This window comes from Streptomyces flaveolus (assembly GCF_044765825.1).
Lineage (GTDB): Bacteria > Actinomycetota > Actinomycetes > Streptomycetales > Streptomycetaceae > Streptomyces > Streptomyces flaveolus.
In genome coordinates, this window is sequence record NZ_JBIWKU010000017.1 from 28,002 (window position 1) to 40,742 (window position 12,741).

The 12,741-nt window shown below is 71.3% G+C and carries 13 protein-coding genes and 1 pseudogene; 9 read left to right on the top strand and 5 right to left on the bottom strand.

Translation table 11 applies throughout. The annotated features are described in order from the left end of the window. Positions 1–45: 45 nt before the first annotated feature. Complete coding sequence (locus ACIRG6_RS35375; RefSeq protein WP_364681949.1) at positions 46–447, bottom strand: DUF6153 family protein; 402 nt, start codon at positions 445–447, stop codon at positions 46–48. Between the two features lie 88 nt (positions 448–535). Next, on the bottom strand, positions 536–1,501 hold the full coding sequence (locus ACIRG6_RS35380; RefSeq protein WP_403325936.1) for a Rieske 2Fe-2S domain-containing protein: 966 nt from the start codon (positions 1,499–1,501) through the stop codon (positions 536–538). A gap of 252 nt (positions 1,502–1,753) precedes the next feature. Between ACIRG6_RS35380 and ACIRG6_RS35385 the strand changes: the two genes are divergently transcribed. Then, positions 1,754–2,164, top strand: coding sequence for a four-helix bundle copper-binding protein (locus ACIRG6_RS35385; RefSeq protein ID WP_364681945.1), 411 nt, complete (start codon positions 1,754–1,756; stop codon positions 2,162–2,164). Between the two features lie 132 nt (positions 2,165–2,296). Next, positions 2,297–2,503, top strand: coding sequence for a DUF5994 family protein (locus ACIRG6_RS35390; RefSeq protein WP_403325940.1), 207 nt, complete (start codon positions 2,297–2,299; stop codon positions 2,501–2,503). Here the strand turns inward: ACIRG6_RS35390 and ACIRG6_RS35395 are convergent. The 3 genes and pseudogenes from ACIRG6_RS35395 to ACIRG6_RS35405 all read right to left on the bottom strand — a co-directional run bounded on the left by ACIRG6_RS35395 (position 2,442) and on the right by ACIRG6_RS35405 (position 4,367). Further along, on the bottom strand, positions 2,442–3,389 hold the full coding sequence (locus ACIRG6_RS35395; RefSeq protein WP_403325942.1) for an STAS domain-containing protein: 948 nt from the start codon (positions 3,387–3,389) through the stop codon (positions 2,442–2,444). The two genes, ACIRG6_RS35390 and ACIRG6_RS35395, sit on opposite strands and share 62 nt — an antisense overlap. Positions 3,390–3,516: 127 nt before the next feature. Continuing rightward, positions 3,517–3,744, bottom strand: a pseudogene (locus ACIRG6_RS35400) (aldo/keto reductase); the annotation flags it as partial. Between the two features lie 185 nt (positions 3,745–3,929). Further along, the gene (locus ACIRG6_RS35405; protein WP_003974483.1) at positions 3,930–4,367 is read right to left on the bottom strand and encodes a hypothetical protein; all 438 of its coding nucleotides are present in this window, start codon (positions 4,365–4,367) and stop codon (positions 3,930–3,932) included. 515 nt (positions 4,368–4,882) lie between these two features. On the opposite strand from ACIRG6_RS35405, the gene hemL reads away from it, so the two are divergent. The 7 genes from hemL to ccsB all read left to right on the top strand — a co-directional run bounded on the left by hemL (position 4,883) and on the right by ccsB (position 12,688). Next, positions 4,883–6,199: a glutamate-1-semialdehyde 2,1-aminomutase gene (gene hemL / locus ACIRG6_RS35410; RefSeq protein WP_403325945.1), complete on the top strand. Its 1,317-nt coding sequence runs from the start codon at positions 4,883–4,885 to the stop codon at positions 6,197–6,199. A gap of 41 nt (positions 6,200–6,240) precedes the next feature. Beyond that, positions 6,241–6,888, top strand: coding sequence for a histidine phosphatase family protein (locus ACIRG6_RS35415; protein WP_189233860.1), 648 nt, complete (start codon positions 6,241–6,243; stop codon positions 6,886–6,888). A 153-nt stretch (positions 6,889–7,041) separates the two neighbouring features. Further along, the gene (locus tag ACIRG6_RS35420; RefSeq protein ID WP_364681938.1) at positions 7,042–8,340 is read left to right on the top strand and encodes a polysaccharide deacetylase family protein; all 1,299 of its coding nucleotides are present in this window, start codon (positions 7,042–7,044) and stop codon (positions 8,338–8,340) included. A 66-nt stretch (positions 8,341–8,406) separates the two neighbouring features. Next, positions 8,407–9,048, top strand: a complete 642-nt coding sequence (locus tag ACIRG6_RS35425) for a TlpA family protein disulfide reductase (RefSeq protein WP_364681936.1) — start codon at positions 8,407–8,409, stop codon at positions 9,046–9,048. Positions 9,049–9,058: 10 nt separating this feature from the next. Next, positions 9,059–9,820 (top strand): cytochrome c biogenesis CcdA family protein, encoded by a 762-nt coding sequence (locus ACIRG6_RS35430; protein ID WP_228754175.1) that lies wholly within the window; start codon positions 9,059–9,061, stop codon positions 9,818–9,820. A gap of 4 nt (positions 9,821–9,824) precedes the next feature. Next, the gene (gene resB, locus ACIRG6_RS35435) at positions 9,825–11,552 is read left to right on the top strand and encodes a cytochrome c biogenesis protein ResB (protein ID WP_364681934.1); all 1,728 of its coding nucleotides are present in this window, start codon (positions 9,825–9,827) and stop codon (positions 11,550–11,552) included. Between the two features lie 92 nt (positions 11,553–11,644). Further along, the gene (ccsB, locus tag ACIRG6_RS35440; protein ID WP_403326040.1) at positions 11,645–12,688 is read left to right on the top strand and encodes a c-type cytochrome biogenesis protein CcsB; all 1,044 of its coding nucleotides are present in this window, start codon (positions 11,645–11,647) and stop codon (positions 12,686–12,688) included. The last annotated feature ends 53 nt before the right edge of the window (positions 12,689–12,741 follow it).

The following is a 12,741-nucleotide window of genomic DNA, read 5'->3' on the forward strand; positions in this document are numbered from 1 at the left end:
CCGTCGCCGGGGGTCACCGGGGCGTGGGGTGCCGAGCGGGCCGCTCTATATCCGCAGGAGCTGAAGTTCGGAGAGGTCGGGCGGTGCCCGTCCGTCATGGGGCGACCCCGGCGATGCCGCGGTCGGCGCGGGGGCCAAGGGCGCGTCCGGCAGAGCTCCGGCCAGCGCCGGCGGCGCGTACGCCGAACCGATCCCGGCAGCCGCACACGTCCCGTCGGCGTGATCGACGTGACTCGTTCCGCCGTTCGTGTGCGCGCAGGCCCCGCCCGCGTGCGGCATGCCGTCCGCCGCGGTCGTCACCATCGCGTGGCCGGTGTCCGCGTGCGCCGTCGGCGGCATTCCGGGGGCCAGGCCGTGCATGCCGAGCACACCGGCCAGCACCACCATCACCAGCAGCACGAACGACCGCCCGGCCGGGCGGTCGCTTGATCGGGTGCTCCTGGTCACGCGCCCCATCGTACGGACGGGCCACCACAGCGGCACGCCGACCCGTGCGCCGGCCCGAAGGGACGCACGAATGGCCGGGAGGCGCCCGTCAGGCGCCGTGTCCGTGCAGCCTGCTCTCGTCCACCCGCGCTGCCAGCTCGTCCCCCTCGGGGCCGGCCGGTGCTGCGTCCGGCCCACGGAGGCTGATCTCCACGTGCCCGTCGACGACGCGCGTGTCGAACGCGGGCTGGGGTGCGGTGGCGGGGCCGCGGACGTTCCAGCCGTCGGAGAGCCGGAAGACGCTGCCGTGCCAGGGACACTGGACGCACCCGTCGGCGACCGTCCCTTCGGACAGCGGCCCGGCGAGATGGCTGCACCGCTCGGCCAGCGCGTGGAAGGTGCCGCCGACTTCGCGCACCACCAGGACCGGCACGTCGTCCACCGTGCGCCGTACGGCCTGGCCGGCGGGGAACTCGTCCACGCTGCCGACCCGGTGCCAGCCCTGGGAGACGACGTGCGGGACCTCCTCGGCGTGATTGGCACCGGACGCCTGCCGGTAGGCCAGGTGGCCACCGAGCATGCCGCCCACGCCGACCGCCGTCAGCCCGAGGAAGCCGTACGCACGGCCCGCCCCGGCCCGCCCGGTGAGGCGGCAGAGCAGCGAGGCGCCGTACAGACCCACGGCCGTCACGTTGGTCACGGCGTGCACCAGCCCCACCCGTGTCTGCTGACGGTGCAGTTCGGCCCAGTCGACCGCGCCCGCCAACGCGGCGGGACCCGCCGCCGCGAGTCCGACGCCCACCAGGAACCCGGCCTCCCGGGAACGGCCGGGCCACAGGTCGAGTACCGCGGCCGACATCCAGCTGCCGATGGGCACCTGCACCATCAAGGGGTGCGCGGGATGGCCGAGCGGCTTGCCGTGCAGCGCGTCCCGCGCCCGGCCCAGCGGCAGGGCCCGTACGCGTTTGGTCAGCACGTCGATCACCGCGTCCGCCCGGGGATCACGTTCCAGGGCGTCCAGCAGCGACAGCATGCGGTTCTGTCCGGTGATGCGGCGGTCTGACCTTTTTCTCATGGGCGCAGAGTTTCCCCGGGCTCGAAGGTCAAACAGCGGACATGAACGTGCGGCCCAGGGCCTGGCCCACGCCCGCCGTACCGGTCTGGGCACCGCCGGCACCTCGACGGCCGGCGAGGCCGCCCCGGTCGGGCGGCGAGCGGGTCGAGGCCGAGGCGTCGGCCGTTTGTGTCGCGGTGCCCGTGATACCCGGCCGACACCGCAACAACGGACGCTGATCCGGTGTCTCGCCCACAGAAGAGGAGCGGCCCGATGACCACTTCCGTGAACGACATGCTCCGTACCTACCCCGCCGACCTGGGTGAGGTGGACCAGGAAGCCATGGCCAGGTGCATCGAGGCGTGCCTCGCCTGTGCGCAGGCGTGTACCGCGTGTGCGGACGCCTGTCTGTCGGAGGGCATGGTCGGCGACCTGACCAAGTGCATCCGCACCGACATGGACTGCGCCGACGTCTGCAACGCCACGGCCGCTGTCCTGTCCCGGCACACCGGCTACGACGCCGACATCGCGCGGGCTGTCCTGCAAGCGTGCGCCACTGTCTGCAAGGCATGCGGTGACGAGTGCGCCGGTCACGCGGACATGCACGAGCACTGCCGCGTGTGCGCCGAGGCGTGCCGTAGCTGCGAGCAGGCGTGCAACGACCTGCTCGCCGGCCTGGGGTGACCGCCGGCGCCAGGAGCAGCGTGAACGCGGACTGGGACACCTCCGCACCGGCTCTCGAAGACGGGGGCCTCACGACCAGCTCGGACACACCACCTGCTTTCCGGTCACCTGCCCAGCGGTGCCCACGACGCGGTGCGGCCGGGGTCCGCGTTTCCCCGGCTGGAGACGACCGAATCGCGCGGAGGCGTCCCCGACGGCGCGTGGTGGCTGCGTTCGCGCACCATCGCGGCCGGGCTGCCCGCGCTGCTGAGCGCTCCTGGTCCGTCGGACCGAGGCGTCACCGCCCGGATCGTGGCCGGACCGGGTCCTCCCGGGGCAGCGTCATCACGCACGGGGTGAGGGGCCCCGGCAGCCCGACGATCTCTCCCATGTTCCGCCAGCCCCAGGACGCGAAGGTGGCCTGTCCGGTTCGGTCGGCCGGGTGGAGGAGGGTGACTCCGAGCGAGGAGTTCCGGTCGGCGAGCAGATGCTGCTGCAGGCGGCGGGCGATGTCACGGTTCCGAGGGTGCGGATGCGCCACGAACTGGGTGAGGACGACGAACTCGGCGCAGGACGTGAGCCGCCCGATGCACTCCGGCAGCGTGTCGTCGTGCTCCCGCCGGCCGGAGCCGCCCGTACGCACGGGACAGCCGTAGGCGCAGCCGACCAGCGCCGTCGTCTCCGCGACCAGCAGCGCGAAACCGGGGCGCCGGGCGCTGACGGCCAGACGGCGCAGGACTTCGTGCCGTTCGTGGTACGCCTCGCCGGCGGTGCCCGCGACGGACGCCACGGCCAGGTCCGCGATGTCCTCCCCCATCGCCTCCGCCTGCCAGCGACTCAGCCGGCGAAGACGGACCCCCTCCGTGAGGTCCGGTCCGCGAACAGACTCCTCGGGCGTGCCCGTCGTGCCCTCCGGGGTGACCGGTCCCAGGAGGCCGAGGCCCTCGGGAGCGGGTCCCGTGGCGGCGAGAAGCCGGCTGATCTGCGCGCACGGGTGGTGCAGCCGCAGGGAGGCGTGCACCCGGCCGGCGCGCCGTGACGCCGACAGCAGCACGTCCAGGCCCCTGGCGTCGCAGGAGCCGACCGTCAGCAGGTCCACGTCGATGACCGTGACGCCGTCGCGCAGGCACTGCTCCAGTGCGTCGCGCAGCAGCGGCGCCGTGGCCGGGCCGATCTCACCGGCGAGCGTGACGAGCGCGCCCTCTCCACGGTTGCGCCGGTGGATGTCCAACCGGGACGGGCCCATCACACCTCCCCTCGCCAGGGGGCACCGAGAACGCCCCGGCCCGGCGGCCGGAACGCGTCATCCTCGGTACTTCAACCGTACGTCGCCGCCGGCGCCCCCTCCGAGGGCGCGGCCGGGATCGTGCCGGTCAGTGGCGGGGTGCGGTGGACGGGCGCGCGGGGATCGCGTCGAGTGCGGCGAGGGTCTCCTCGTCCAGGGCGATCGCGCCCGCCGCCAGGTTCGCTTCCAGGTGGCCGGTGTCGGCGGTGCCCGGGATGAGCAGCGTCCGGGGGCTGTGGTGCAGCAGCCAGGCCAGGCCGACCTGGGCCGGGGAGCACTCCAGGCGCTCGGCGGCGGTGAGCACGGCGTGTTCGTCGCCGTCACGGACGGCGCGCCCCGGGAACGTACGGATCGCCTGCTGGACCTTCTCGCCGAGGCGCTCCGCCCGGGAGCGCGTGCGGACGCGGACACGTGACCGGCTGGACCGGTGATGTCGGCGGCGTCCGGCTCGGGCCGCCCGCCGCTCTGGGCGCATCAGCACTACGGGGGTAAAAGTCCGGCTCAGGGCCACACCAGGCAGTACGGCTGATGCCCCGCCTCATGCAGCCGGTGCGAGAAGTCCTGCCACTCGTGCAGCAACTGGTACACGTTGAACGCGTCCCGCGGTCCGCCCCGGTCCGGGACCGTCGACCAGATGAAGGCCGCCGCGCCGACCGCCTCCTCGCCGATGCCGCGCAGGGGGTCGACGACCGTCATCGGGAGTTTCACGACCGCGTAGTCGGGGTGCAGGACGACCAGTTCCAGCGGGGGCACCTTGTGCAGGGGCACGCCCTCGATGCCGGTGAGGACCATGGCCGCCATGGTCTCCGGCTTGATCTTGGTGAACATGCCGTTCATCCCGAGCTCGTCGCCGCCGAGTTCCTCGGGGCGCATCGAGATCGGCACACGGGCCGCGGTCGCGCCGTCGGGCGCGCCGAAGTACTTGTACGTCACCCCCACCCGACCACCATTCCCGCTCCCCGCCCCCGGTCGGCCGACCCGTCGGTCGGTCCGGTCGGGCTCCATCGGCGCACCGTGTGCCTGACGTGTCTCGCGTGCTTCGGCGGTGTCCTCCGCGTCGCGTCGGTGCCTTCCCCGCCGGGCACGTCGAGGACCCAGGTCGTCGGTCCCCTCGCCCAGTCCGCCACCGCGATGCATATCTCCACCCGACTGCTTTTCTAGGACGCGTGACCCCCGCCGCGCAACCCGATCATCGTGTCAGTGACCTCCCCCACGGCCGCCCGCCGAAACGTGCGGTGAACATCTGGCCGTCACCTGGCCGTCATACGCCCGCAGGAGCCGGCGGCCCCCCGTCCACGCCGCCCGAATGAGCTGCGTGGACGGGCTCCAGTCTGGCAGACGGCACGGCGTTCGGGCGGGTTGTCTACCCTGAATGAGGTCACCCTGGGCAACCAGAGCCGGAGCAGGGTCCGAGAAGTCGGAGAAGGTCGAGAAGGTCGGAGAAGTCGCAGGTCATGAGCGAACTGGCATATCCATACGAAGCACCGGCCTCGCAGGCTCTGTTCGACCGTGCGGCGGCCGTCACGCCGGGTGGGGTGAACTCCCCGGTGCGGGCGTTCCGCGCCGTCGGCGGCACGCCCCGGTTCATGGTGTCCGGCACGGGGCCGTATCTGACGGACGCGGACGGGCGGGAGTACGTCGACCTCGTCTGCTCCTGGGGTCCGATGATCCTCGGGCACGCGCACCCCGAGGTGATCGCCGCCGTGCAGGAGGCGGTCGCGCGCGGGACGTCGTTCGGCACGCCCGCCGAGGGTGAGGTCGCCCTCGCGGAGGCGATGACCGAGCGGGTCGCGCCGCTGGAGCAGGTGCGGCTCGTGTCCAGCGGGACCGAGGCCACCATGTCGGCCATCCGGCTCGCCCGCGGGTTCACGCAGCGCACCAAGGTGATCAAGTTCGCCGGGTGTTACCACGGGCACGTCGACTCGCTGCTCGCCGCCGCCGGGTCCGGCGTCGCCACGTTCGCCCTGCCCGACACCCCGGGCGTCACCGGCGCCCAGGCGAGCGACACGATCGTCCTGCCGTACAACGACCTCGACGCCGTGCACGCCGCCTTCGCCGCCCACCCGGACGAGATCGCCTGTGTGATCACCGAGGCGTCGCCCGGCAACATGGGTGTCGTGCCGCCGCTGCCCGGGTTCAACCAGGGGCTCAAGGACGCCTGCGCCGCGAACGGCGCGCTGTTCGTGTCCGACGAGGTGATGACGGGCTTCCGCACCAGCAAGGCCGGCTGGTACGGCGTCGAGGGCGTCGTCCCCGACCTGATGACCTTCGGCAAGGTCATGGGCGGTGGGTTCCCCGCCGCCGCGTTCGGCGGGCGCGCGGACGTCATGGCGTACCTCGCCCCGGCCGGGCCCGTCTACCAGGCCGGCACCCTGTCCGGCAACCCGGTCGCCACCGCCGCCGGGCTCGCTCAGCTGCGACTGCTCGACGACGCGGCGTACGCCAAGGTCGACGCCGTCTCGGAGCAGATCCAGGGCCTGGTCACCGAGGCGCTCACCAAGGAGGGCGTGGCGCACACCCTGCAGACCGCCTCCAACATGTTCTCCGTGTTCTTCACGGACCGGCCGGTGCGCGACTACGAGGACGCCAAGGCGCAGGAGTCCTTCCGGTTCACCGCGTTCTTCCACTCGCTGCTCGCGAACGGCGTCTATCTGCCGCCGTCCTCCTTCGAGTCCTGGTTCGTGTCCACCGCCCACGACGAGCGGGCCGTCCAGCGCATCGCCGACGCCCTTCCGGCGGCGGCCCGCGCGGCTGCGGAGGCGACCGCGTGAGCGCCGGGGACCAGAAGGACGACCTGACCGTCGTCCACGTGATGCGGCACGGCGAGGTCGAGAACCCGACCGGCGTGCTCTACGGCCGGCTGCCCGGCTACCACCTCTCGGAGCTGGGCCGGCGCATGGCCGACCGGGTCGCCGAGCACCTCGCCCCGCGCGATGTGACGTACGTCGTGGCCTCGCCGCTGGAGCGGGCGCAGGAGACGGCGACGCCGATCGCCAAGGCGCACGGTCTGGACCTCGGCACGGACGAGCGGCTCATCGAGGCCGAGAACGTCTTCCAGGGCAAGACCTTCGGCATCGGCGACGGCGCGCTGCGCCGGCCCGCCAACTGGAAGCACGTCGTCAACCCGTTCAAGCCGTCCTGGGGCGAGCCGTACGTCGACCAGGTGGTGCGGATGATGGGCGCGCTGAACGCCGCCAAGGACAAGGCGCGCGGGCACGAGGCCGTCGTCGTCAGCCACCAGTTGCCGATCTGGATCCTGCGGTCGTACGTCGAGCGGCGGCGGCTGTGGCACGACCCGCGCAAGCGGCAGTGCACGCTGGCGTCACTGACGACGTTCACGTTCCAGGGCGACCGGATCGTGTCCGTGGGTTACACGGAGCCCGCCCGTGACCTCGTCCCGGCCCATCTCCTCGCGGGGGCCAAGCCGGTGAAGGGACAGGGCAAGGCCTTCGGGGCCTGACAGGCCTCCGAGGCCTGACGGCCGTACAGTCCGGCGTTCACGGCCCGCCGTCCGCGCACCTCGTTACGGAATCCGCACATATATCCGGAACCTGCCCGTTCGTCACGTCCTCTCACCCAGTGACCACCCAAGGACGTGACGAACGAGGTTGCGATGCGCACTTCCACCCGCACTCTCACCCGCAGGGGGATGCTCGGACTCGGCGCGGGCGCCGCGGCCGCCGCCGGGCTCGCGGGCTGCGGCTCCCACCCGTCGGGGGACGGCTCGCACCAGGCCGGCGGTTCCCCCGAGCGGCCCTCGCCGTCCGGCAGCACGGCACCGCCCGCCCGCCCCATCGGCGACGGCTCCACGTCGTACACCGGCAAGCAGCCGCACCAGCCGGACGCGCCCGTGCCGCTGGAGCCCGGCGAGACCCCGCCGCAGTTCGTCGTCTTCTCCTGGGACGGTGCGGGGGAGGTCGGCAACGGGCTCTTCCCGCGCTTCCTCGACCTCGCGCAGGAGCACGGCGCGCACATGACCTTCTTCCTCTCGGGCCTGTATCTGCTGCCCGAGTCGAAGAAGCGCCTCTACGACCCGCCGAACAACCCGCGCGGCGCCTCGGACATCGGCTACCTGACCGACGCCCACATCAAGGAGACGCTGAAGAACGTCCGCCGGGCCTGGCTGGACGGCCACGAGATCGGCACCCACTTCAACGGCCACTTCTGTGGCGGCAGCGGCACGGTGGGCAACTGGACCCCGGCGCAGTGGCGCAGCGAGATCGACCAGGCCAAGTCCTTCGTGAAGGAGTGGCGGACCAACAGCGGCTGGACCGACCTGCCGTCGCTGCCCTTCGACTACGACAAGGAACTCGTCGGCGGCCGCACGCCCTGTCTGCTCGGCCAGGACAGCCTGCTGCCCACCGCCCGCGAGCTCGGCTGGCGTTACGACGCCTCCTCGCCCGGCGGCCGTCAGGTGTGGCCCGCGAAGAAGGACGGGATCTGGGACCTGCCGCTGCAGCAGATACCTTTCCCCGGCCACTCCTTCGAGGTCCTCTCGATGGACTACAACATCCTCGCCAACCAGTCGGTCAACTCGACCAAGGCCCCCGCCCACAACTACCCGGGCTGGCGCGACCAGGCCACCCAGTCGTACATATCTGGCTTCAGGCGGGCATACGAGTCGAATCGGGCACCCTTCTTCGTCGGCAACCACTTCGAGGAGTGGAACGGCGGCATCTACATGGACGCCGTCGAGAACGCGCTCGAGCACATCGCGCGGGAGAAGGAGAAGGGCGGGGACATACGGCTCGTCTCCTTCCGTCAGTTCACCGACTGGCTGGACGTGCAGAAGCCCGAGGTCCTCGCCAAACTCCGTACGGTCGAGGTGGGGCAGCAGCCCGCCGGCGGCTGGAAGGCCTTCCTCGAGGACACGTCCGCCGAGGGCTCGACACCCACCGGGAACGCCGCCTGAAATGCGGGTTTCCGCCCGTGAGGGGGGTGCGCAAGATCCCCGGAACGGACATGCGAAACTTTTCACATGAGTGCCGCCAGCCGCGCCCCCCTGCGCTCGAACCGCACCGCCGCCCGCGTCCGCCGTCGCGCCGCCCTGACCACCGGTGCGGCCGTGGCCGCGCTGCTCGTGTCCGCGTGCAGCTCGGGAGGGACGTCCGGCGGTGGCGGCCAGACCGGCTTCATCACCGGCTCGGACGGCATCTCCACCGCCAAGAAGGGGGAGCGGGCGGACGCCCCCGAGCTGTCCGGCAAGACCGTCGACGGCGGACAGGTCGACGTCGCCGACTACAAGGGCAAGATCGTCGTCATCAACGTGTGGGGCTCCTGGTGCGGGCCCTGCCGCGCCGAGGCGAAGAACCTGGAGACGGTCTACCGCGACACCAAGGACCAGGGCGTCCAGTTCGTCGGCATCAACACCCGTGACCCCTCCATCGGTCCGGCCCGAGCCTTCGAGAAGGACTACGGGATCACGTACCCGAGCCTGTACGACCCCACGGGCAGGATGATGCTCCGGTTCGAGAAGGGCACGCTCAACCCGCAGGCCATCCCGTCCACGCTCGTCGTCGACCGGGACGGGAAGGTCGCCGCGCGCAGCCTCCAGGGGCTCAGCGAGGAGAAGCTGCGCAAGATGCTCGCGCCGTTCCTCGCGGAGAAGCCGGAGAAGTGACGTGACCGTGATGTCCACGCTCGCTGCGGACGGCTACAACGGCACTGTGCTCAACGGCGCCCTGCTGGTCGCCCTCCCCGTCGCGCTCCTCGGCGGCCTCGTCTCGTTCTTCTCGCCCTGCGTCCTGCCGCTCGTCCCCGGTTACCTCTCCTACGTGACCGGGGTCACCGGCACCGACCTCGCCGAGGCCCGGCGCGGGCGGATGGTCGCCGGCGCCTCCCTCTTCGTCCTCGGCTTCACCGCGGTGTTCGTCTCCGGCGGGGCGCTGTTCGGCTACTTCGGCGAGACGCTCCAGGCCAACCGGGGCGTCCTGACCAAGGTGCTGGGCGTCTTCATGGTGCTCATGGGCGTGTTCTTCATGGGCCTGATGCCCTGGCTCACCCAGCGCGAGTTCCGCTTCCACCGCAAGCCCGTGAGCGGACTGGTCGGCGCGCCCGTGCTCGGCGCCCTGTTCGGCATCGGCTGGACGCCCTGCATCGGCCCGACCCTCTCCTCGGTGCTGGTGCTCTCCTCCCAGCAGGGCACCGCCGGCCGCGGCGCCATACTGACCGTGGCCTACTGCCTCGGCCTCGGCGTGCCGTTCGTCCTCGCCGCGGTCGCCTTCCGCAAGGCGCTCGGCGCCTTCGGCTGGATCAAGCGCCACTACGTATGGGTGATGCGTGTCGGCGGCGTCATGATGATCGCGACCGGTCTGCTGCTGCTGACCGGCGCGTGGGACAGCATGGTGCAGGACATGCAGACCTGGTCCACCGGCTTCAACGTGGGAATCTGAATCGATGAGCAGCACTTCGAAAACGGTGCCGGGGAACACCCCGAGGGCCGGCGACGACCCGGACCTCGGCGCCGCCGGCTCCCAGCTCTCCACCGCCCCCCAGGAGGACGCACCGAACCTCCCCGCTCTCGGCGTCGTCGGCTGGGTCCGCTGGTTCTGGCGGCAGCTCACCTCGATGCGGGTGGCGCTGCTGCTGCTCCTGCTGCTGTCGCTGGGCGCGATCCCCGGGTCGCTGATCCCGCAGGAGGGCATCGACGCCACGAAGGTCGACGACTTCCGTGCGAGGCACGACCTCCTGGCGCCGGTCTACGACAAGCTCGGCCTCTTCCACGTGTACGGCTCGGTGTGGTTCTCCGCGATCTACATCCTGCTGTTCGTCTCCCTCATCGGCTGCATCATCCCGCGCACCTGGCAGTTCGTCGGCCAGCTCCGCGGCCGCCCGCCCGGCGCCCCCCGGGGCCTGACCCGGCTGCCCGCCTACACCACCTGGCGCACCGGGGCCGAGCCCGAGCAGGTCCGCGAGGCCGCGCTGGCGGTGCTGAAGAAGCGCCGCTTCCGCGCCCACACCGTCGGTGACGCCGTCGCCGGCGAGAAGGGCTATCTGCGCGAGGCCGGCAACCTCGCCTTCCACATCGCGCTGATCGTGATGCTGATCGCCTTCGCCTGGGGCCAGCTGTTCAAGTACGAGGGCAACAAGCTGATCCTGGAGGGCGACGGCTTCTCCAACACCCTCACGCAGTACGACGACTTCAAGTCCGGAAACCTGTTCGACCCGGACCACGACCTGGCCCCCTTCAGTTTCACCCTGAAGGACTTCCACGGCACCTACGAGGCGACCGGCCCCAACCGCGGCACCCCGCGCGTCTACGAGGCCAAGGTCACCTACAGCGAGGGCGCCTACGGCAAGGACAAGCCGACCACCATCAAGGTCAACGAGCCGCTGGAGCTCGACGGCTCGAAGGTCTACCTCACCGCCCACGGCTACGCGCCCGTCCTCACCGTCAAGGACGCCAAGGGCGACGTCGTCATGGACCACGAGGCGACGGCGCTGCTGCCGCTGGACTCCAACGTCACCTCCTCCGGCGCCGTCATGGTCCGGGACGGCTACCGCAACGCCGAAGGTGTCAAGGAGCAGCTCGGCTTCAACGCGTTCTTCCTGCCGACGTACGGCGGCAAGGGAAGCGCGATGTTCTCGACCTTCCCGGCGCTGCTCAACCCGATGCTCGCGCTCTCCGCCTACCACGGTGACCTCGGTGTCGACGCGGGCTTCCCGAAGAGCATCTACCAGCTCGACAAGACCAACCTGAAGGAGTTCAAGGACTCCGACGGCGAGCTGTTCAAGAAGCAGCTCAAGGTCGGCGACACCATGACCCTGCCGAACGGTGCCGGCACGGTGACCTTCGACGGCGTCCAGGAATGGGCCAACTTCCAGGTCACCCGGCAGCCCGCCAGCGGCTGGGCGCTCGGCGGTGCCGTCGTCGCCATCCTCGGCCTCGCCGGGTCCCTGTTCATCCAGCGCCGCCGCGTGTGGGTGCGGGCCGTCAAGGGCGCCGACGGTGTCACGGTCGTCGAGATGGCCGGCCTCGGCCGCAGCGAGTCCGCGAAGGTGCCCGAGGAGCTCGGCGAACTGGCCGGGATCCTGTACGAGCAGGCGCCCGGCGCCCCCGAAGCCGACGCCGATCCCGAAAACCCCGATCCCCGAGTCGTACCTGCCGAAGGGGCTGAGAAGTGACTCTCGCCGCCGCAACAGAGGCCGCAACGGAGTTGGCCGCCGCCACCAACGAGCATCTCGCGAACCTCAGCAACACGCTGATCTACTCCGCGATGGCCGTCTACACCCTGGCCTTCTTCGCCCACATCGCCGAATGGCTCCTCGGCAGCCGCAGCAAGGTCGGCCGCACGGCCGCCGCGCTCACCGCCACGGCCGAGGCGAAGAGCGCACCGGCCGTCACCGTGAAGAAGGCCGGCGGCACCGCCGTACTGGAGCGGCCCCAGGTCGTCGTGCGCTCCGCGGCCGGTTCCCGTGACGTGCCCGACGGGCCGGGCGCCCACGGCGGCACCGAGAAGGGCGACCTCTACGGCCGGATCGCCATCTCGCTCACCGTGCTCGCCTTCGCCATCGAGGCGGGCGGTGTGCTCACGCGCGCCCTGTCGGTGAAGCGGGCGCCGTGGGGCAACATGTACGAGTTCAACATCACGCTCACGACGGTCGTCGTCGGTGTGTACCTCATCCTGCTCGCGCTGAAGAAGAACATCCGCTGGCTCGGTCTGCCCCTGGCCACCACGGTCCTGCTGGACCTCGGCCTGGCCGTCACGGTCCTGTACACGGCGAGCGACCAGCTGGTCCCGGCGCTGCACTCGTACTGGCTGTACATCCACGTCTCCACGGCGATCTTCTGCGGCGCGGTCTTCTACGTGGGCGCGGTCGCCACGATCCTGTACCTGTTCAAGGACTCGTTCGAGAACAAGCTCGCCACCGGCGGCACCCCCGGCCGGTTCGCCAACTCGGTGCTGGACCGGCTGCCCGCCGCCGCGTCCCTCGACAAGTTCGCGTACCGCGTCAACGCCGCCGTCTTCCCGCTGTGGACGTTCACGATCATCGCGGGCGCCATCTGGGCGGGCGACGCCTGGGGCCGCTACTGGGGCTGGGACCCCAAGGAAGTCTGGTCCTTCATCACCTGGGTCGCCTACGCCTGCTACCTGCACGCCCGCGCGACGGCCGGCTGGAAGGGCCGCAAGGCCGCCTACCTGGCCCTGGCCGCGTTCGCCTGCTGGCTGTTCAACTACTACGGCGTGAACATCTTCGTCTCCGGCAAGCATTCCTACGCCGACGTCGGCCTGGGCGCGCTCCAGTCCGTCGGCTTCTGAGCCCTCCCGGTGAAGGCCGGGTTCCCCTGACCCAGGTCAGGGGAACCCGGCCT

Coding starts and splice junctions, on each gene's coding strand:
- ACIRG6_RS35380 (WP_403325936.1), bottom strand. CDS start 1,501: ATGAGAAAAAGGTCAGACCGCCGCATCACCGGACAGAACCGCATGCTG.
- ccsB (WP_403326040.1), top strand. CDS start 11,645: ATGGCCGTCTACACCCTGGCCTTCTTCGCCCACATCGCCGAATGGCTC.
- ACIRG6_RS35430 (WP_228754175.1), top strand. CDS start 9,059: ATGTCCACGCTCGCTGCGGACGGCTACAACGGCACTGTGCTCAACGGC.
- ACIRG6_RS35420 (WP_364681938.1), top strand. CDS start 7,042: ATGCGCACTTCCACCCGCACTCTCACCCGCAGGGGGATGCTCGGACTC.
- ACIRG6_RS35425 (WP_364681936.1), top strand. CDS start 8,407: ATGAGTGCCGCCAGCCGCGCCCCCCTGCGCTCGAACCGCACCGCCGCC.
- resB (WP_364681934.1), top strand. CDS start 9,825: ATGAGCAGCACTTCGAAAACGGTGCCGGGGAACACCCCGAGGGCCGGC.
- ACIRG6_RS35395 (WP_403325942.1), bottom strand. CDS start 3,389: ATGGGCCCGTCCCGGTTGGACATCCACCGGCGCAACCGTGGAGAGGGC.
- ACIRG6_RS35415 (WP_189233860.1), top strand. CDS start 6,241: ATGCGGCACGGCGAGGTCGAGAACCCGACCGGCGTGCTCTACGGCCGG.
- hemL (WP_403325945.1), top strand. CDS start 4,883: ATGAGCGAACTGGCATATCCATACGAAGCACCGGCCTCGCAGGCTCTG.
- ACIRG6_RS35385 (WP_364681945.1), top strand. CDS start 1,754: ATGACCACTTCCGTGAACGACATGCTCCGTACCTACCCCGCCGACCTG.